The sequence below is a fragment of the Rathayibacter sp. Leaf248 genome (assembly GCF_920939495.1).
Taxonomy (GTDB): Bacteria; Actinomycetota; Actinomycetes; order Actinomycetales; family Microbacteriaceae; genus Rathayibacter; species Rathayibacter caricis.
Window position 1 is genome coordinate 1,413,000 of record NZ_CAKLAV010000001.1, and the last position, 18,308, is coordinate 1,431,307.

An 18,308-nucleotide genomic window follows, 5' to 3' on the forward strand; every position below is an offset into this window, starting at 1 on the left:
CCGGGGCTACTCGACCAGCAGACGACGGCGGATCTCCTCCGAGGAGGTCTTCCGCTGCTTGCTGATCGAGCAGCCCGCGCAGCGGGCGTCTCGAGATCCACCAGCGCCGGAGCGCCGACCGCTACGTGCGCAGCTGCTCCAGCACGACGTCGGCCAGAGACTGCGCGAGACGATCCGCCGTCTCCTGCGTCTTCGCCTCGACCATCACGCGCACCATCGGCTCGGTGCCCGAGGGGCGGAGCAGGACGCGGCCGTCGGTGCCGAGCTCGGCCGACGCGTCGGCGACGGCCGCCGCGATGACCTCGTCGGCGTGCACGCCCTCGCGGTCGACACCGCGGACGTTGACGAGGGTCTGCGGGAACACGCTCATCACCGACGCCAGGTCGGCGATGCTCCTGCCGGTGCGGGCCATCTCGGCGGCGAGCTGGAGCGCGGTGAGCACGCCGTCGCCGGTGGTGGCGAAGCGGCTCATGATGACGTGGCCGGACTGCTCGCCGCCGAGCGAGTAGCCGCCGTCGTTCATCGCCTCGAGGACGTAGCGGTCGCCGACGGCGGTCTCGATGACGCGGATGCCCGCGTCGGCCATCGCGAGCTTCAGACCGAGGTTGCTCATCACGGTCGCGACGAGCACGTTGTCGCGCAGCACGCCGCGGCGGGCCATCGATGTAGCGAGGATCGCCATGATCTGGTCGCCGTCGATCGTCCGGCCGGTGGCGTCCACCGCGAGGCAGCGGTCCGCGTCGCCGTCGTGGGCGATGCCGAGATCCGCTCCGGCCGCGACGACCGCCTCGGCGACGTGCTCGAGGTGGGTCGAGCCGACGCCGTCGTTGATGTTGAGGCCGTCGGGGTCGTTGCCGATGACGGTGACCGTGGCGCCCGCGTCCGTGAAGACCTCGGGCGAGATGCCGGCGGCCGCGCCGTGGGCGCAGTCGATGACCACGTGGAGCCCGTCGAGGCGGGTGCTGCCGAGCGAGCCGAGGAGGTGGACCACGTAGCGGTCCTCCGCGTCGGAGAAGCGGCGGATGCGGCCGACGTCGGCACCGGTCGGGGTCAGCGGCGGAACGCCGAGAGCCGCCTCGATGCGGTTCTCGAGCTCGTCGGGGAGCTTGCGACCGCCCGCGGCGAAGAACTTGATGCCGTTGTCGGCGGCGGGGTTGTGCGAGGCCGAGATCATCACGCCGAAGTCCGCCTGCTCGTCCGCGATCAGGTACGCGGTGGCAGGGGTCGGGATGACGCCGGCGTCGAGGACGTCGACTCCCGCACTGGCGAGTCCGGCGGCGACAGCGGCGCCGATGAACTGACCGGAGATTCTGGGGTCGCGGGCGAGTACCGCGAGGGGGCGTCGACCCTCCGCACGGGCGGCCGCACCGAGTACACGGGCGGCCGCCTGGGCGAGGCCGAGAGCCAGGTCGGCCGTGACCTCGCGATTGGCGAGGCCACGGACGCCGTCGGTTCCGAACAGGCGCGTCATAGTGCGCAGTCCACTTCTCGAGCTACTGATCGAGCGGCCCGTCGGGCCGCACCGACTAGCGCTTCGAGAACTGCGACGCCTTGCGGGCCTTCTTGAGACCGGCCTTCTTGCGCTCGATGACGCGAGCGTCGCGGGTCAGGAAGCCCGCCTTCTTGAGGATCGCGCGGTTGTTCTCGCGGTCGATCTCGTTGAGTGCACGCGCGATGGCGAGGCGCAGCGCGCCGGCCTGGCCGGAGGGGCCGCCGCCGGTGATCTTCGCGACGACGTCGTACGAGCCGACGAGGTCGAGCACCTTGAAGGGGTCGGTGATCAGCTGCTGGTGCAGCTTGTTGGGGAAGTACTCCGCGAACTCGCGGGCGTTCACGGTCAGGCTGCCGGAGCCCGGGACCAGGCGCACGCGGGCGATGGCCTGCTTGCGTCGGCCCACGGCTGCGCCGGAGACGTTGAGGACGGCGCGGGGCGTCGAGGACGCCTCGGTGGCCGCGCTTTCGGTGGAGTAGCTCTCGGGAGCCACGTCGATCTGGTCTGCGATCTTCGCCACGGTGTAGGTGATCCTTTGTCTTCGAAGTCTGAGGTGTCGGGGAGGGCCGGAGCCTACTGGGCGACCTGGGTGAAGGCGTACGCCTTGGGCTGCTGCGCCGCGTGGGGGTGCTCGGTGCCCGTGTAGACCTTCAGCTTGCGCAGCTGCGCACGACCGAGGGAGTTCTTGGGGAGCATTCCGCGGATGGCCTTCTCGACGGCGCGGATCGGGTTCTTCTCGAGGAGCTCGGCGTACGTGGTGGCCGAGAGGCCGCCCGGGTAGCCGGAGTGGCGGTACGCCTTCTTCTGGAGGAGCTTCTGACCGGTGAGGGCGACCTTCTCGGCGTTGACGATGATGACGAAGTCGCCCATGTCCATGTGCGGCGCGAAGGTGGCCTTGTGCTTGCCGCGCAGGAGCGCCGCGGCGTGGGTGGCGAGACGGCCGAGCACGACGTCGGACGCGTCGATGACGATCCAGTCGTGCTGGACGTCAGCCGGCTTCGGAGAAAAAGTGCGAGTCACGTGAGTGCTGCTTTCTGGTCGGAGTGAGGTGTTCGTGAATCCCGCTCCGTGGCCGTTCGCCCCGCGAGGGGGCGAACCGATCCGGTGGAGGGCTCAACTTCGGGCGCTCGGCACACGGCCGAAAACACCAAGGGTCGACATTACAGCAAGGACGCCGTCAGCGGTAGCGCGGAGGTCGCAGCCACTCATCGCAGCCACGCGTCGGAGTCACTCCTCGGCGTCGAGCGCCGCGGTCACGTCCTCCGCCAGCGTCTCGAGCGCCGCCTGATCCCCCACCGAGGATCGGAGCGACAGCAGCCGGTCCCCGGACAGCACCGTGAGCGTCGACGCCGGATCGAGCGCAGCGTCCGCCGGCCGGAAGAACGCCGCCTCTCCGAGATCGCTGGCGAGCGCACCGGGCGTCGCGGCCTGGCGCGTCGACACCTCGGCGAGCGTCGCCCCCGTCGCGGTCTGCAGCAGCAGGGCCGACGGGTTCCCCGCCATGGTCCAGGCGCAGCCGACGGGCTGCTCTCCCGGTGTCGCGAATCCGCTCGGCAGCTCGAGCACGGACTCGATCGTCTCGACGGGCAGGACCGCCTCGCAGTCGAGGGTCTCGATCGTCGGGGACGGCACGACGGGTTCGGCGGTCTGCTGCGGTGCGACGGGCGCGACGGAGGCGCCCGGCTCCTGCGTCGCGATCGTCGGCTGGGACGACTCCGGGATGTCGACCGCACCTCCGGAGCAGCCCGCGAGAGCGAGCACCAGTGCGGCAGCGGGCAGCGCGAGACGCGGGGAGCGGATCATGACGGGTCCTCCGGCACGGGCTCGACGACCGGCAGGGTCCGGCGCATGCGCGTCAGGACGGCGCGCTCGGCGAGCGAGGAGTCCTCAGGATAGTCGACCTCGCGCAGGACGAGCCCCCGCGCCGGCATCACGGCGAAGGCGTTCGTGCGGGCGACGGCGTCGCGCAGCGGCTCGACGTCGCCCTCGGCGAGGCGTCCGTTCCCCACCGCGACGCACGCGCCCACGAGCGCGCGCACCATGCTGTGGCAGAACGCGTCGGCCCTCAGGTGCGCGTGCAGCACCCCGTCGCGATCGCGCTCCCAGTCGAAGTCGAGCAGCGTGCGGATCGTCGTGGCGCCGACCCGCGCTCGGCAGAACGACGCGTAGTCGTGCAGCCCCAGGAGGGACTGCGCCGCACGGTTCATCGCGGCCTCGTCCACCGACTCCGTGATCCAGGTCGTGTACGCGCGCTCGAGCGGGTGGCGGAGGGAGGAGGCGTCGGCCAGGCGGTACTCGTAGCGCCGCCAGCGCGCCGAGAAGCGCGCGTCGAAGCCGTCGGGCGCTCGCGAGACGCGGTGCACGCTGAGGTCGGAGTACTGACCCAGGATCCCCCGGAGCCGCCGTTCCAGCACCGCCTCCTGCGGCAGGACGCCCTCCCTCGCGCGCCGCCCGCCGCTCAAGCGGGTCCACTGCTCCTCGGTGAGGTCCGCGTGCGCGACCTGGGCGCTCGCGTGCACCCCGACGTCCGTCCGACCCGCGACGGTGACGGTGGTGCGCTCGGGAGTCCGGAGCACCTTCGACAGCGCGTCCTCGAGCACCCCCTGCACCGTGCGGAGTCCGGGCTGGAGGGCCCAGCCCGAGAAGTGGGAGCCGTCGTAGGCCAGGTCGAGGCGGACGCGGTGAAGCACCCGACGAGTCTAGGTGCCGTGCCCCGATGGGGTCGGACGGCCCTCAGACCACCAGGCGGACGTCCACCGAGGCGAACACGGTCTGGGCCCACTGCACCGAGACGGCGGAGTCGCCGACGTAGGAGACGATGCGCAGCTCGTACCCGCCGGCGAGGACAGCGAGCTCGGACGGCTCGGTCCCGCCCTCCGGCGCAGTGCGTTGGTACGCCGCCTCCCCCAGAGGTACGGACACGGCTCCGACCGCCTCCCCCGCTCCGCGGAACGTCTCGAGGAGCCGGGCCGGCGTGAGCGTGACGACGACCGCCTCGGGATTGCCCGCGATGGCGTAGGAGCAGCGCGAGCCGTCGTCCGCGAGGGCCGCTGCGCCGCTCGGCAGGCCGAGGTCCTGCTCGATGCTCGACCCGGGCAGCACGGCCGTGCAGTCCAGAGCGGGGCCGGCCGAGGTCGGCGTCGGATCCCGGGTGGCGATCGGAGTCGGAGTGAGCGTCGCCCCCGCGCCCGCCGTCGCCGGGACGTCGACGACCGGCTGCGAGGAGCACCCGGCGAGTCCGAGGAAGCAGGCCAGGACGACCGGTGGCCAGAGGCGCGAGCGCACGGTTCCCCTTCCGGACCTCCGCTGGAGCGCAGCGGCCGCGCCCCGGGGCGCGGTCGCGCCGAAAGGGCGCGATCACGCCATCGTATGCGACGTTCCGCGCCACCGCCGGAGACGACGAGAGCCCCCCGTCCCGGAGGACGGAGGGCTCTCGCGGATCGTGCGGGACTACTTGGTCTCGCTGGTCTCCTCGACCGGGGCGTCCTCGACGGGAGCGTCCTGGACGGTCGCGGCCTCCTCGGCCGGAGCGTCCTGGACGTCGGTCTCCTCGACGGGAGCGTCCTCGACGGGAGCGTCCTCGACGGGAGCCGCCACGGGCGCCGTCGCGGTGCGGGTCTTCTTCGCCTTCGGGGTCACGGGCTCGAGGACGAGCTCGATGACCGCCATGGGGGCGTTGTCGCCCTTGCGCGGGCCGATCTTCGTGATGCGGGTGTAGCCGCCCTCGCGCTCGGCGACGAGCGGAGCGATCTCGGTGAAGAGCTCGTGGACGACGGACTTGTCGCCGATCGTCGCGAGGACGCGACGACGGGCGTGCAGGTCGCCGCGCTTGGCGAACGTCACGAGACGCTCGGCGAGCGGACGCAGGCGCTTGGCCTTGGTCTCCGTCGTCTTGATGCTCTTGTGCGTGAACAGGGCCGCGGCCAGGTTCGCGAGGAGCAGACGCTCGTGTGCGGGACCGCCTCCGAGGCGGGGGCCCTTGGTGGGCTTGGGCATGGGTTTACTCCAGTACTAAAGGGGTGTCAGCAGGTCGGTCGCGAAGAGCCGCAGGCTCCGGAAGCGGAGACCTAGATGCTCTCGTCGTCGTAGCTGTAGAAGTGGGCGCCGTCGAACCCGGGGACCGAGTCCTTGAGCGACAGGCCGAGCTCCGTCAGCTTCTCCTTGACCTCATCCACCGACTTCTGACCGAAGTTGCGGATGTTCATGAGCTGCGTCTCCGAGAGGGCGACGAGCTCATTGACGTTGTTGATGCCCTCGCGCTTCAGGCAGTTGTAGCTGCGCACCGAGAGGTCGAGGTCCTCGATGGGCATCGACAGCTCGGTCGAGAGGACGGCGTCGACCGGCGCGGGGCCGATCTCGATGCCCTCGGCCGCGTTGTTCAGCTCGCGGGCGAGTCCGAACAGCTCGGTCAGCGTGCGACCGGCGGAGGCGATCGCGTCGCGCGGCGTGATGGCCGGCTTGCTCTCGACGTCCACGACCAGGCGGTCGAAGTCGGTGCGCTCGCCGGCACGGGTGGCCTCGACGCGGTAGGTGACCTTGAGCACGGGCGAGTAGATCGAGTCGACCGGGATCTGGCCGGCCTCGGAGAACTCGCTGCGGTTCTGGGTCGCCGAGACGTAGCCGCGGCCGCGCTCGATCGTGAGCTCCAGCTCGAACTTCGCCTTGTCGTTCAGCGTGGCGATGACGAGCTCCGGGTTGTGGATCTCGACACCGGCCGGAGCCGAGATGTCGGCGGCGGTGACCTGGCCGGCGCCCTGCTTGCGCAGGTAGGCGGTGATCGGCTCGTCGTGCTCCGAGGAGACGACCAGGCCCTTGATGTTCAGGATGATCTCGGTGACGTCCTCGCGGACGCCCGGGACCGTCGTGAACTCGTGCAGGACTCCGTCGATCCGGATGCTGGTGACAGCGGCGCCCGGGATGGAGGACAGCAGGGTGCGACGCAGCGAGTTGCCGAGCGTGTAGCCGAAGCCGGGCTCGAGGGGCTCGATGACGAAGCGGGAACGGAACTCCGAGATGTTCTCCTCGGTGAGCGTCGGACGCTGTGCGATAAGCACTGTTGATTCCTTTCGATCACGTGTCCGCTATATGACACGTGCGTTTGCGAGGTATGAAGTTGTGAAAGAAATGCGCGATCCGCCGGTCGACCGGCCCCCGCCGCGGAGGACGGGGCCGGCCGACCGGCGGCTGCGAGTGCTGGTGCTAGACGCGACGGCGCTTGGGCGGGCGGCACCCGTTGTGCGCCTGGGGCGTGACGTCGTTGATCGAGCCGACCTCGAGGCCTGCGGCCTGGAGGGAGCGGATCGCCGTCTCGCGACCCGAGCCCGGGCCCTTCACGAAGACGTCGACCTTCTTCATGCCGTGCTCCTGAGCCTGGCGCGCGGCCGACTCGGCGGCGAGCTGAGCGGCGAACGGCGTCGACTTGCGCGAGCCCTTGAAGCCGACTCCACCGGACGAGGCCCAGCTGATGACGGCCCCGGAGGGGTCGGTGATCGAGACGATCGTGTTGTTGAACGTCGACTTGATGTGGGCCTGGCCCACGGCGATGTTCTTCTTCTCCTTGCGGCGCGGCTTACGAGCGGCCGACTTGGGGGTAGCCAATGTGTATCTCCTCTAGGTCCGTGTCGCCCGCGTTACTTGCGGCCGGCCTTCTTCTTGCCGGCGACGGTGCGCTTCGGGCCCTTACGGGTGCGCGCGTTCGTCTTGGTGCGCTGTCCACGGACCGGGAGGCCGCGACGGTGGCGGAGGCCCTCGTACGAGCCGATCTCGACCTTGCGGCGGATGTCGGCGGCGACCTCGCGGCGGAGGTCTCCCTCCACCTTGTAGTTGCCCTCGATGTGGTCGCGGAGGGCGACGAGCTGGTCGTCGCTGAGGTCCTTGACGCGGATGTTGCCGTCGATCCCGGTGTCGCTGAGGGTCGCGAGCGCCCGAGTGCGGCCGACACCGTAGATGTAGGTCAGTGCGACCTCCACGCGCTTCTCGCGCGGGATGTCTACTCCTGCCAGACGTGCCATTGTGGCTTCTCCTGTTGAGTGAGTGGAGGTGTGATGCAACGTCGGTGCCCCGGCCTCCACCGGGGGTGTCCTCGCCGTTCATCCGCCGCCGGAGCGGGGATGCAGCGCGATTGGTGACGTTGCGGTTCTGTGGTTCTGTCGTGGGGCGGCGGACCGCCCCGGCGCTCCCTGCGGGGAGCAGCGGTCGGGACTAGCCCTGGCGCTGCTTGTGGCGGGGGTTGCTGCTGCAGATGACCATCACGTTGCCGTGGCGGCGGATGATCTTGCAGTGGTCGCAGATGCGCTTGACGCTGGGGTTGACCTTCATGGTTCTGTTCCTTGATTTCGCTGGCGTCGTGCTCCCGGCGGATGCCGGGGCCGTTCCTTACAGGACACGCACGTCGCGAACGGAGCGGGGCGAACGCCTACTTGTAGCGGTAGACGATCCGGCCGCGGGTCAGGTCGTAAGGGCTCAGCTCCACGATCACGCGGTCCTCGGGGAGGATCCGGATGTAGTGCTGACGCATCTTGCCCGAGATGTGGGCGAGAACTTTGTGTCCGTTGGTCAGCTCCACGCGGAACATCGCGTTGGGGAGCGCCTCGACAACCGCACCTTCGATTTCGATGACACCGTCTTTTTTGGCCATAGCCTCACTGTCGTTCGGAAGTAGTGTGTGTACTGGTCGTGCGAATGTTTCCGCGACGAACCTCCCCCGGGCGAGTGCCCGGGATGCGGTGTGCGGGCGTGCCGGAGCACGCGCAAAACACCAAGGGTCGATGCTACGCGATTCCGGCCTCCTCCGCCACCTCGGGCGTGTCGCGGCCTCCCTCCTCCGGACGCCCACCGGTACGCGCCTCAGCCGGACTCCGCCGGCCCGCCGCCTAGGCTGACTGCAGTCGAGCGGAGGGAGCGCGGATGGCGCGCAATCGGGAGTCGTCGGAGCACGAGCGGCGACGCTGGTACTCGCATCCCCTGGTGACGGTGCTGGGCGCGATCGTCGTCATCGCGCTGGTCCAGACCTTCTTCGTGAAGGTGTACACCGTGCCGACCGGCTCGATGGAGCGCACCCTGCAGGGCGGGGGCTTCTGGGGCGACCGGATCCTGGTGGACCGTACGGCGGCGCTGCAGGGCGATCCGACGACCGGCCGCATCGTCGTCTTCTCGCGCGACGAGGAGTGGGGTGCCACCGACACCGTCGGGAGCCCGCTCTCCGAGGCGGTGAAGTACTTCGGCGACGTGACCAGCATCGGCCCGTCGCACGAGGAGTTCCTCGTGAAGCGCGTGATCGCCACCGGTGGGCAGACCGTGTCCTGCTGCGACGCCGAGGGGCGCGTGCTGGTCGACGGGGAGCCGCTCGACGAGGACTACGTGTTCGAGGACTTCCCGTTCGGGGACGGCGCGACCTGCACGACCGAGGTCCGGTCGACGCGGTGCTTCGACGAGTACACGGTGCCCGAGGGGACGCTCTTCGTCCTGGGCGACCACCGGTCGAACTCGAACGACTCCCTAGGGCTGTGCCGCGGCGCACTCGGGCCGATCGACTCGTGCGTGAAGACGGTGCCCGTCGAGCGGGTCGTCGGGCGCGTGTTCGCGGTCGCGTGGCCGCTCACCCGCTGGCGCCTCTTCTGACCCTCGGGCCCGAACGGACGAGATCCCCCGCCGTGGCAGGGGATCTCGTCGCGGGTGCGGGACTCGCGGAGTCCCGGCGGAAGCACGCTAGGCGCGCACGACCTCGACCAGCTGCGGGAACAGCGGGTGCTCGGGAGCGAGCCCGGTCACGTCGGCGACGAACTCCTCCGGCGACAGTGACGCGAGCTTCTCGCGCAGCTCGACGCTCTGCGGATCCTCCGGCACGTCGAAGCGCAGTGCGGCTCCGACGGCGGTGAGCAGTCCCGACGGGACGAGCCCGCGCTCGGCGAGCTCGGCGGCCGGGCCGATGAAGCGCTCGTGCCTCGAGAGCTTGCGCAGCGGCTGGCGGCCGACCCGGTCGACGGTGTCGGTCAGGTACGGGTTGCCGAAGCGCTTGAGCGTCTTCTCGAGGTAGGCCTGCTGCTCCTCGTCGCTGAAGCCGTGCTTCGCGACGATGAGCGCCTTCGTGTCCTCCAGCGCCGCCTTCACCGCGTCGTGCACCGCCGGGATCGCGAGAGCGTCCGAGAGCTTGTGCGCTCCGGCGGCGAAGCCGACGTAGGCCGCCGTCGCGTGCCCGGTGTTGACCGTGAAGAGCTTGCGCTCGATGAAGGGCTCGAGGTCGTCGACGTAGGTCGCTCCCGGGAGCTCCGGCTCGCCGCCCTCGAAGGGCGTGCGGTCGATGACCCACTCGAAGAAGCTCTCGACCGTGACGTCCAGGCCCTGCCCCGGCTCCTGGTTCGGCACGATGCGGTCGACGGCCGTGTCGGCGAAGACCGCGCGGGACCGCAGCGTCTCCCACTCGTCCGCGCCGAGGTTCGCGGCGACCTCGGTCTGCAGCAGGCGGGTCGCGTTGATCGCGTTCTCGCAGGCCATCACGCTCAGCCGCGGCGCCGACTCCGCTCGGGCGGCCAGGCCCTTGGCGATCACCGGAGCGACGAAGCGCAGGATGTTCGGGCCGACCGCCGTGGTGACGACATCGGCCGTCGCGATCTCGCGCACGAGCGCCTCCTCGTCGGAGGCCGAGTTGATCGCGCGGAAGCGGTCGACCACGTGCGTGACCGACTCCTCCCCCACCTCGTGCACCTCGTAGCTGTCGGCGGCGGCGAGCTGGTCGATCAGGGCGGCGTTGACGTCGGCGAAGACGATCTCGTAGCCGGCCCCGTGCAGGATCAGCCCGACGAAGCCGCGGCCGATGTTGCCGGCGCCGAAGTGGACGGCCTTGGGCATCAGGAGTTGACCTCCCCGAGGAGCCCGTAGAGCGCCTGCGCGTCGGGGGCGTCGAGGAGCTTCTGCACCTCGTCCTCCTCCGAGAAGATGATGGCGATCTTGGAGAGGATCTCGAGGTGCTCGTTGTTCACGCCGGCGATGCCGACGACGAAGCGGACCTCGTTGCCGTCCCAGTCGATCGGCTGTCCGTAGCGGACGAACGACAGCGCGGAGGAGCGGATCTCGTCCTTCGCATCGTTGGTGCCGTGCGGGATCGCGAGCAGGTTGCCCATGTAGGTGGAGACGGTCGCCTCGCGGGCGAGCATGGCCTCGTGGTAGGCGGGCGTCACCGCGCCGACTCCCACGAGCATGTCGGCGGCCTCCTTGATGGCGGCCTCCTTCGTGGTGGCGGTGCCGGAGGCGTTGATCTGTCCGATGGTGAGCACTTCGCTCATGGCTTCAGTCCTTCCGATGGTGGGAACAGGCGAGGGAGCCCGCGGGGGCGAGCGGAGCGTGTCCGCCTCGTCGCACCCTACGGGCTCCCTCGTCGTGCTTACTGGATGGCCGCTCGGGCTACTGGCCGTGCTGCTCGCGGACCAGGGAAACGACCTCGTCGTACTTCGGGCTGTTCATGAAGTTGTCGACGGAGACGTGGATCGCGCCGGGCGTGCGCTGGCGGGCGCGCTCGGTCAGCTCGGCCTGGGTGATGACCAGGTCGACGTCGTCCTCGAGGGCCGCGATCGCCTTGTTGGTGACCGTGACGTCCTCGAAGCCCGCCTTCTTCATCTTGTTGCGCAGGACGGAGGCGCCCATGGCGGACGATCCCATCCCGGCATCGCAGGCGAACACGATGTTGCGGACCTGGGTGGCGGTGGCCGTGGCTCCCGCGACCGAGGCACCGCTGGAGTCCTGCGGGGTGTTGGCTCCGCCGGCGTTGATGAGCGAGCCGACGGCGCTGTCCTTGCCCTTGTTGGCCTGGTTCGCGGCGACGGCGGCGGCGAGCTTGTCGTCGCCCTCCTGCGCTGCGGCGAGGTCGCTCTTGCGGCCGGCCCGGATGATCACCGAGGCGACGGCGAACGAGACGGCGGCCGCGAGGATGACCGACAGGATCACGCCGATGAAGCTGTCGTTCGCGGTCTGCAGGAGCACCGCGATGATCGAGCCGGGCGACGCCGGGGCGCGAAGGCCCGAGTTGAAGGCGACGTTCGTGGCGACACCGGTCGCGCCGCCGAGGATGACGGCGGCGAGGAGGGCCGGCTTCATCAGCACGTACGGGAAGTAGATCTCGTGGATGCCGCCGATGAAGTGGATGACCGCGGCGCCGGGAGCGGAGGCGCGGGCGGCGCCGACTCCGAAGATCGCGAAGGCGAGGAGCACGCCCAGGCCGGGGCCGGGGTTCGCCTCGAGGAGGAAGAGGAAGGACTTGCCGGTCTCCTCCGCCTGCTGCACGCCGAGCGGGGTGAGCACGCCGTGGTTGATCGCGTTGTTGAGGAACAGGATCTTGGCGGGCTCGATGAAGAGGCTCGTCAGCGGGAGCAGGCCCGCGCCGACCAGCCACTCGACTCCGGCGCCGAGAATCGCCGAGAGGCCCTCGACGAGCGGAGCGACACCGGCGAACGCGACGAGCGCCAGCAGGAGGCCGAGGATCCCGGCCGAGAAGTTGTTGACGAGCATCTCGAAGCCGGGCTTGATCTTGCCGTCCCAGATCGCGTCGACCTTCTTCATGAGCCAGGCCGAGAGCGGGCCCATGATCATGGCGCCGATGAACATCGGGATGCCGGCGCCGACGATGACGCCCATGGTCGCGATGGTGCCGACGACTCCGCCTCGGGCGCCGTAGACCATGCGGCCACCGGTGTTCGCGATGAGCAGCGGGAGGAGGTACGTGATCATCGGGCCGACGAGGCCGGTGTTCACGACGTCGGGGTCGCTGCTCCAGCCGCCGAACTGCTGGACCCAGGTGGCGTCGACACCGAGCAGCGGGAGCCATCCGGTCTCGATGAAGAGGGCCGTGATGAAGCCCCAGGCGATGAAGGCCGCGATGTTCGGCATGACCATCCCCGAGAGGAAGGTGCCGAAACGCTGGACGTGGACGCGCGCTCCACCGCGCGTCGACGTCGCTGACGTCGTTGTCATGTGGTGTTCTCCGATTCTTGGTGCGGGGTCCCGGTCGTTCCTGAGGCGGCCGGGTCCCTGCGGGCGGGTCGTGATGAGGGGGTGGTGAGAGGGGGAGGTGGTGCGTGGCGGGCGGCCCGGAGGCCGGGGATCAGGAGGCGGCGATCGCCTCGGTGACGGCGGACCGCGCCGCGGCGGCGCTGTCCGTCGCGAGGGCGAGTTCGGCGAACCGCTTCGCGTCCTCGAGGGTGTGCTCGGCCAGCTCGGCCCGCACGTCGGCGAGGGCCGACGGCGACATCGAGAGGGTCGTCGCGCCGAGGCCCACGAGGACCACGGCGAGCAGGGGGTCGGCGGCGGCCTCGCCGCAGATGCCGACGGGCTTGCCCAGTGCGGCTCCCGCGCGCCCGACCTCGCCGACGAGGCGGAGGACGGCCGGGTGCCACGGATCCTGGTAGGCCGAGACGGTGCCCAGCATCCGGTCGGCGGCCAGCGTGTACTGGGTGAGGTCGTTCGTCCCGATGGAGGCGAAGTCCGCGACTCCGAGGATCCGATCGGCGAGCAGGGCGGAGGAGGGGACCTCCACCATCACGCCCGCGGTGCGGATGCCGAGCTCCCGCGCCATCGAGGTGAAATAGCGCGTCTCGTCGACGGTCGCGACCATCGGCGCCATGACCCAGAGGTCGGCGTCCGTCGCGGCGTCGGCCTGCGCGAGGGCGGTGAGCTGGTCGCGGAGGATCTGCTCGCTGGCACGGAGCGCGCGCAGTCCGCGGAGTCCCAGGGCGGGGTTCTCCTCGTGGTCGTCGTTGAGGAAGCTCAGCGGCTTGTCGGCACCGGCGTCCAGCGCGCGGACGACGACCTTCTTGCCGGGGAACGCGGCGAGCAGACGGGTGTACTGCTCGGCCTGGTCGGCGACGGTCGGCGCCTCCTTCGCATCGAGGAAGAGGAACTCGGTGCGGAACAGGCCCACGCCCTCCGCGCCGAGCTCGACGGCTCCCTGCGCGCCGTCGGCCGAGCCGAGGTTGGCGAGCAGCGGCACGGCGTGGCCGTCGGCCAGCGCGCCGGGGACGACGGGAGCGGCGAGACGCTCGGCGCGCTCCGTGATCGCGCCCTTCGCCTCGGTGATCTCGGCGTCCGAGGGGTTCACCGTGACGACGCCGGTCGTCGCGTCGAGGATCACGAGCTGTCCGTCGCGGAGATCGAGTGCGCCGGTGGTGCCCACGATGGCGGTGATCGACTTCTCGCGGGCGAGGATCGCGGTGTGCGACGTGGGGCCTCCGTCGCTCGTGACGAGTCCGAGGACCTTGTCGAGATCCAGCAGAGCGGTGTCGGCCGGCGCGAGGTCGCGAGCGACGAGCACGAAGGGCTCGTCCGACTCGGGCACGCCGGGGGCGGCCACTCCGCGCAGGTGCGCCACGACGCGCTGCGAGACGTCGTCGAGGTCGGTCGCGCGCTCGGCCATGTAGCCGCCCATCGCGACGAGCAGATCACGGAAGCCCGCGAACGCCTCGTGCACTGCGCGCTCCGCGGTCTTGCCGTTCCCGATGCGCGCCTTCACGTCGTCGGCGAGCGACGGGTCCTCCGCCATCAGCGCCTGCGCGTCCAGCACGTCCTTGGCCGACCCGCCGGCGCGCTCACCGCGGTGGCGGATGGTCGCAGCGGTCGCGGACAGCGACGACACGGCGCGCTCCTCCTCCTGGACCGGCGTGCGAGTGCTCGCGACGTCCTCCGGCTCGGGCAGCGGCTCGGGCATGCGCAGGACCGGCCCGAGGGCGAGTCCGCGGCCGACTCCGGTGCCCTGGAGCTTCGCGGAGGCGTAGGCGGTGTGGGGAGTGGACAGCGTCATGAGTGCTCGGTTCCTGTCGTGCTCTCGTCGGTGAGAGAGCGGGGGTGATCGAGTGGGGGGTGCGGGTGGGGCCTAGGCGTCGTGGTCCGTCGTCAAGAACGTCGCCAGCTCGTCGAGGACGGCCTGCTCGTTGTCGCCCTCGACCGTGAGGGTCAGGTCGTCGCCGTGCTCGATGCCGAGGGAGATGATCCCGAGGATCGACGCGGCGTTGACCGCGGTCGCGTCGCCCTTCTTGACGAGGACCTTCTGCCCCGACTTCGCCGCGGCCTGGCTGAAGAGCGAGGCGGGGCGGGCGTGGAGGCCCTTCGACGATGCGACCTGAACAGTGCGCTCGACCATGAACGTTTCTCCTTGGGATCTGCAGCGGTGGCTGCGTCAGTGGTGGCCGGCGTCGGGCTCGGTGCCCGGTGCCGGTCGGACGGAGGGATCCCCGTCCGCCCCCGCCCCGACCGCGCGAGCGGCGAAGAGGATCGGGAGGGTGTCGAGCACGGTGGCGGCACCGTGCACTCCGAAGACGTCGTGCGGGAGGAGGGCGGCCGCGGCTCCGACTCGCTCCGCACGCAGGCGGAGTCGGTCGAACTGCGACTCGAGGTGCGGACCCACCAGGAGGACGTCGGCCTCCGGGAGGGAGTCCGCGAGACCGGTGAGGGTCTCCGACCGGAACGAGGCGTCCATGCCGCGCTCCTTCGCGCCCGCTCGCAAGCGGTGCGCCAGGAACGTGCTCGACGCTCCCGCACCGCAGACGATCAGGATCTTCCGCACGTGATCCGCCTCCTCGCGCCCGTGTCGTACTTCAGTGAATCATCCCCGTCCGGGGGCGGAGGGCTCCAGCAGAGAATCTTCCGCGGGGCCGGAAGAGCGCTTCCACGGCGTCGGCGCGGGGATTTCCCGGGCCGCCCCGCAGATGGTTGACTGCGAGGACCGACGACTCGCCGACCTCGCGACGAGCGGGCCCGCGGCGGGGCGGAAGCGCTCTCCGAGATCCCCCTTCGCGCCTGGAGCCCCCTGGATGCCTGACAACCGCGAACGCCTGCTGGAGTACCTCTCCCGCGCGGACGGCTGGGTGACGGCGCACGAGCTCGCCGACCGGCTGGGAGTGACGACCCGCAGCGTCCGCAGCTACGTCACCGCCGTCAAGACGCAGGCCGCGCCGCTCGAGCCGGTCGAGTCCTCCGCGAACGGCTACCGCCTCGCCCGCGACGTCTACGCCGCGTTCCTGGAGGCGCAGCGCAGCCGCGACACCGAGCCCGACACCCCCCGCGATCGGCTCTACGCCGTGGTCCGGCGGCTCGTCGACTCCGACGACGGGCTCGACCTGTTCGCCCTCGCCGACGACCTCTCGGTCAGCGAGTCGACGGTCGAGGCGGACCTCCGCCGGGTGAAGACGCTGGCCGACGAGGCCGGGCTCGCCCTCGCCCGCAGCGGTTCCTCCGTCCGACTGGAGGGCAGCGAGGAGGCCCGGCGCCGCCTCATCTCGCGGATGTTCCGCGACGAGAGCGCCCAGGGCGTCTTCACCCTCGACGACGTCCAGCGCGAGTTCGCCTCCCCCGGCCTCGGCGCGTTCAAGACCGAGCTGCTCGCGGCGCTCGAGGAGCGCGGCTACTACATCAACGACTACGGCGTGAACAGCGTGCTGCTGCACATCGCGATCGCGGTCGACCGGGTCTCCCGCGGCATCGGGGACGCCTCCGGTTCCCGCCCCTCCCCCGGTCGGCACGGAGAGCTGGCGGCACTCCTCGCCGACCTCGTCGAGCGCCACTTCGCCACGCGGCTGACCGACGCGGAGCTCGCGCAGCTCGCGATCCTGATGACCACCCGCGTGGCGACCCCCGGCCAGAACGAGCCGGTGGCCGCCGTCGTCGAGAACTACGTCGACCCCGAGGACCTCGCGGTCGTCCGCGCGCTCGTCGCCGACGTCAACCGCGAGTACCTCGTCGACCTCGACGACGAGGGCTTCATCGTGCGCCTGGCCCTGCACGTGCGGAACCTGATCGCCCGCGCGTCCGAGGGCGGGTACTCCCGAAACCCGCTGACCCGCTCGATCAAGACCAGCTTCCCGATGACGTACGAGATCGCCGTCTTCCTCGCCTCGGGGCTGCAGCGCCGCCGCGGGATCCTCGTGAACGAGGACGAGATCGCCTACATCGCTCTGCACGTCGGCTCGTTCCTCGAGCGGGTGTCTCGGCGCGCGGAACGGCTGTCCTGCGTCATCGTCTGCCCCAACTACTACGACCTCGCGCACATGCTGCGGCTCCGGGTCGAGCGCTCCCTCGGCACCGAGGTGGAGGTGCGGTCCCTGATCACCCGGAGCGACGTCGACTGGGACCGACTGACCGCCGATCTCGTCATCACCACGATCGACGAGCGCCCCTACGCCGACGACGTCGTCGTGGTGCAGCCGTTCCTCACCGATCACGACGTGGAGGCGGTGCGCCGCGCGATCGCGGGCGTCCGGCGTCATCGCCGTCGGGCGCAGATCAAGGACGAGCTGCTGCAGTTCTTCGACGAGTCGCTCTTCTTCCGCAATCTCCACGCGCGCGACGAGTCGGCGATGATCCGCCTCCTGGGCGAGCGGATGACCGAGCAGGGCATCATCGACGACGCCTACGTCGAGGGCGCGATCGAGCGCGAGCGGATGAGCTCCACGGCTTTCACCGACAACCTCGCCGTGCCGCACGCCATGGCGATGAGCGCGCGGCGCACCTCGATCGCCATCGTCGTCAACGACGTGCCCATGCAGTGGGGCGAGCAGCGGGTGAACGTCATCGCCATGATCGCGTTCGCGTCGGCCGGCCGCGGCACCTTCCAGTCGGTCTTCGACCAGTTCGTCGAGGTCTTCTCGGAGCGGGCGGAGGTGCAGCGGCTCATCCGCCGCTCCACCGACTTCGGCGCGTTCATCGAGGAACTCGTCCGCGTCTTCGACAGCTGACCCCCCTCCGCTGGCCTTCCGGAGGGGATCGGGAGGGTGCCGTCGTCCCCTCCAGAAGAAGGATCCCCTCCTGAACTCGAGGAGCGGGTGGGGTGCCTCGTCACGGCTCCTGGCTCGGGTCTGGCGGGAGCGCCGCAGGCGCTCGGGAGGGAGCCGTGACGAGGCACCCCACCCGATCCGGTCACCGCTCAGCGCCGCCGCCACGCGGACCGTCAGCGGGTCGGACGCTCTGCGGCGGCGCTCTCGACCTGGAAACTCAGGCGATCGGCGTGGGCACGATCCCGTACGGAGCGAGCCCGGCGGCTCCCCCGTCGGCGAGCGTCGTCACCCAGATCCCGTCGCGGTGCACCGCCACCGAGTGCTCCCAGTGCGCCGCCATGCTGCCGTCGACGGTCGCCACGGTCCACTCGTCCTCGAGGACCGAGGTCTCGGCGCTGCCCGCCGTGACCATCGGCTCGATCGCGACGACGAGTCCGGGCTTCACCTCGGGCCCGCGCTGGCGCACCCGGTAGTTGAAGACGGGCGGAGCCTCGTGCATCGTGCGGCCGATCCCGTGGCCGATGTAGTCGGTGAGGATCCCGTAGACGCGTCCCGACTTCTCGGCCTCGTCCTCGATGTACTCCTCGATCGCTGCACCGACCTCGTTCAGGTGCCGTGCGGAGGAGAGGGCCGCGATGCCCCGCCAGAGGGAACCCTCGGTGACCCGGGAGAGCTCCTCCCGCGCCGCGACCTCATCGGGACGCGACGCGTCGGGCAGTACCAGCGTCATCGCCGAGTCGCCGTTCCAGCCGTCGATCTCGGCGCCGCTGTCGATCGACACGATGTCGCCCGGAGCCAGCACGCGGCCGCCGGGGATGCCGTGCACGACCTCCTCGTTCACCGAGGCGCAGACCGTGTGCCGGTAGCCCGGCACGAGCTTGAAGTTCGAGTGCCCGCCGAGCGCGACGATCGCCGCCTCGGCGACGGCGTCGAGCTCGAGAGTCGTGATCCCGGGACGGATCGCGGCCCGCACGGCGTCGAGGGAGGCGGCGGTCGCGAGCCCGGGAGCGATCATCGATCGCAGCTGGGCGGGCGTCTTGTACAGGGAGGAGCGGAATCCCACG

21 protein-coding genes are annotated in these 18,308 nt (G+C 70.6%); 2 read left to right on the top strand and 19 right to left on the bottom strand.

Going from position 1 to position 18,308, the window contains the following annotated elements:
- Positions 1-121 precede the first annotated feature (121 nt).
- From glmM to infA, 12 genes are all read right to left on the bottom strand, one after another.
- A complete protein-coding gene (glmM, locus tag LRG51_RS06915) occupies positions 122-1,471 on the bottom strand; it encodes a phosphoglucosamine mutase (protein WP_230671864.1) in 1,350 nt (449 codons plus the stop codon).
- Positions 1,472-1,526: 55 nt separating this feature from the next.
- Complete coding sequence (gene rpsI, locus LRG51_RS06920; protein WP_055787192.1) at positions 1,527-2,012, bottom strand: 30S ribosomal protein S9; 486 nt, start codon at positions 2,010-2,012, stop codon at positions 1,527-1,529.
- Positions 2,013-2,065: 53 nt separating this feature from the next.
- The gene (rplM, locus tag LRG51_RS06925) at positions 2,066-2,512 is read right to left on the bottom strand and encodes a 50S ribosomal protein L13 (protein WP_055787189.1); all 447 of its coding nucleotides are present in this window, start codon (positions 2,510-2,512) and stop codon (positions 2,066-2,068) included.
- Between the two features lie 207 nt (positions 2,513-2,719).
- On the bottom strand, positions 2,720-3,295 hold the full coding sequence (locus LRG51_RS06930; protein ID WP_230671866.1) for a hypothetical protein: 576 nt from the start codon (positions 3,293-3,295) through the stop codon (positions 2,720-2,722).
- Positions 3,292-4,182: a tRNA pseudouridine synthase A gene (locus LRG51_RS06935; protein ID WP_230671868.1), complete on the bottom strand. Its 891-nt coding sequence runs from the start codon at positions 4,180-4,182 to the stop codon at positions 3,292-3,294. Before LRG51_RS06935 ends, LRG51_RS06930 begins: the two co-directional genes overlap by 4 nt.
- A gap of 43 nt (positions 4,183-4,225) precedes the next feature.
- Entirely contained in the window at positions 4,226-4,777 is a 552-nt protein-coding gene (locus LRG51_RS06940; protein WP_230671870.1) for a hypothetical protein, read from the bottom strand.
- Between the two features lie 165 nt (positions 4,778-4,942).
- Positions 4,943-5,488 carry a 50S ribosomal protein L17 gene (gene rplQ / locus LRG51_RS06945; protein WP_230671872.1) on the bottom strand — a complete coding sequence of 182 codons (546 nt, stop codon included), beginning with the start codon at positions 5,486-5,488 and terminating at the stop codon, positions 4,943-4,945.
- A gap of 71 nt (positions 5,489-5,559) precedes the next feature.
- Positions 5,560-6,546 (bottom strand): DNA-directed RNA polymerase subunit alpha, encoded by a 987-nt coding sequence (locus tag LRG51_RS06950; protein WP_055787173.1) that lies wholly within the window; start codon positions 6,544-6,546, stop codon positions 5,560-5,562.
- A 145-nt stretch (positions 6,547-6,691) separates the two neighbouring features.
- On the bottom strand, positions 6,692-7,090 hold the full coding sequence (rpsK, locus tag LRG51_RS06955; protein WP_055787170.1) for a 30S ribosomal protein S11: 399 nt from the start codon (positions 7,088-7,090) through the stop codon (positions 6,692-6,694).
- A 32-nt stretch (positions 7,091-7,122) separates the two neighbouring features.
- A complete protein-coding gene (gene rpsM / locus LRG51_RS06960; protein ID WP_055787167.1) occupies positions 7,123-7,503 on the bottom strand; it encodes a 30S ribosomal protein S13 in 381 nt (126 codons plus the stop codon).
- Positions 7,504-7,693: 190 nt separating this feature from the next.
- Entirely contained in the window at positions 7,694-7,810 is a 117-nt protein-coding gene (rpmJ, locus tag LRG51_RS06965) for a 50S ribosomal protein L36 (RefSeq protein WP_055787164.1), read from the bottom strand.
- Between the two features lie 97 nt (positions 7,811-7,907).
- Positions 7,908-8,129, bottom strand: a complete 222-nt coding sequence (infA, locus tag LRG51_RS06970) for a translation initiation factor IF-1 (protein WP_022883252.1) — start codon at positions 8,127-8,129, stop codon at positions 7,908-7,910.
- Between the two features lie 269 nt (positions 8,130-8,398).
- On the opposite strand from infA, the gene lepB reads away from it, so the two are divergent.
- Positions 8,399-9,112 carry a signal peptidase I gene (lepB, locus tag LRG51_RS06975; RefSeq protein WP_230671874.1) on the top strand — a complete coding sequence of 238 codons (714 nt, stop codon included), beginning with the start codon at positions 8,399-8,401 and terminating at the stop codon, positions 9,110-9,112.
- An 87-nt stretch (positions 9,113-9,199) separates the two neighbouring features.
- Here lepB and LRG51_RS06980 read toward each other — a convergent pair whose 3' ends face one another.
- From LRG51_RS06980 to LRG51_RS07005, 6 genes are all read right to left on the bottom strand, one after another.
- Complete coding sequence (locus LRG51_RS06980; protein ID WP_055787151.1) at positions 9,200-10,339, bottom strand: mannitol-1-phosphate 5-dehydrogenase; 1,140 nt, start codon at positions 10,337-10,339, stop codon at positions 9,200-9,202.
- The gene (locus tag LRG51_RS06985) at positions 10,339-10,773 is read right to left on the bottom strand and encodes a PTS sugar transporter subunit IIA (RefSeq protein WP_055787145.1); all 435 of its coding nucleotides are present in this window, start codon (positions 10,771-10,773) and stop codon (positions 10,339-10,341) included. The genes LRG51_RS06980 and LRG51_RS06985 overlap by 1 nt, the downstream gene beginning before the upstream one ends.
- A 118-nt stretch (positions 10,774-10,891) precedes the next feature.
- A complete protein-coding gene (locus tag LRG51_RS06990) occupies positions 10,892-12,454 on the bottom strand; it encodes a PTS mannitol transporter subunit IICB (RefSeq protein ID WP_055787142.1) in 1,563 nt (520 codons plus the stop codon).
- 130 nt (positions 12,455-12,584) lie between these two features.
- Entirely contained in the window at positions 12,585-14,276 is a 1,692-nt protein-coding gene (gene ptsP, locus LRG51_RS06995; RefSeq protein WP_082480982.1) for a phosphoenolpyruvate--protein phosphotransferase, read from the bottom strand.
- Between the two features lie 72 nt (positions 14,277-14,348).
- Positions 14,349-14,615: an HPr family phosphocarrier protein gene (locus LRG51_RS07000; RefSeq protein ID WP_055787137.1), complete on the bottom strand. Its 267-nt coding sequence runs from the start codon at positions 14,613-14,615 to the stop codon at positions 14,349-14,351.
- 36 nt (positions 14,616-14,651) lie between these two features.
- Positions 14,652-15,038, bottom strand: a complete 387-nt coding sequence (locus LRG51_RS07005; protein ID WP_055787134.1) for a PTS sugar transporter subunit IIB — start codon at positions 15,036-15,038, stop codon at positions 14,652-14,654.
- 247 nt (positions 15,039-15,285) lie between these two features.
- On the opposite strand from LRG51_RS07005, the gene LRG51_RS07010 reads away from it, so the two are divergent.
- The gene (locus LRG51_RS07010) at positions 15,286-17,205 is read left to right on the top strand and encodes a BglG family transcription antiterminator (RefSeq protein WP_230671876.1); all 1,920 of its coding nucleotides are present in this window, start codon (positions 15,286-15,288) and stop codon (positions 17,203-17,205) included.
- Positions 17,206-17,461: 256 nt separating this feature from the next.
- Here LRG51_RS07010 and map read toward each other — a convergent pair whose 3' ends face one another.
- Complete coding sequence (gene map / locus LRG51_RS07015; protein ID WP_082480981.1) at positions 17,462-18,307, bottom strand: type I methionyl aminopeptidase; 846 nt, start codon at positions 18,305-18,307, stop codon at positions 17,462-17,464.
- Position 18,308: the final 1 nt, after the last annotated feature.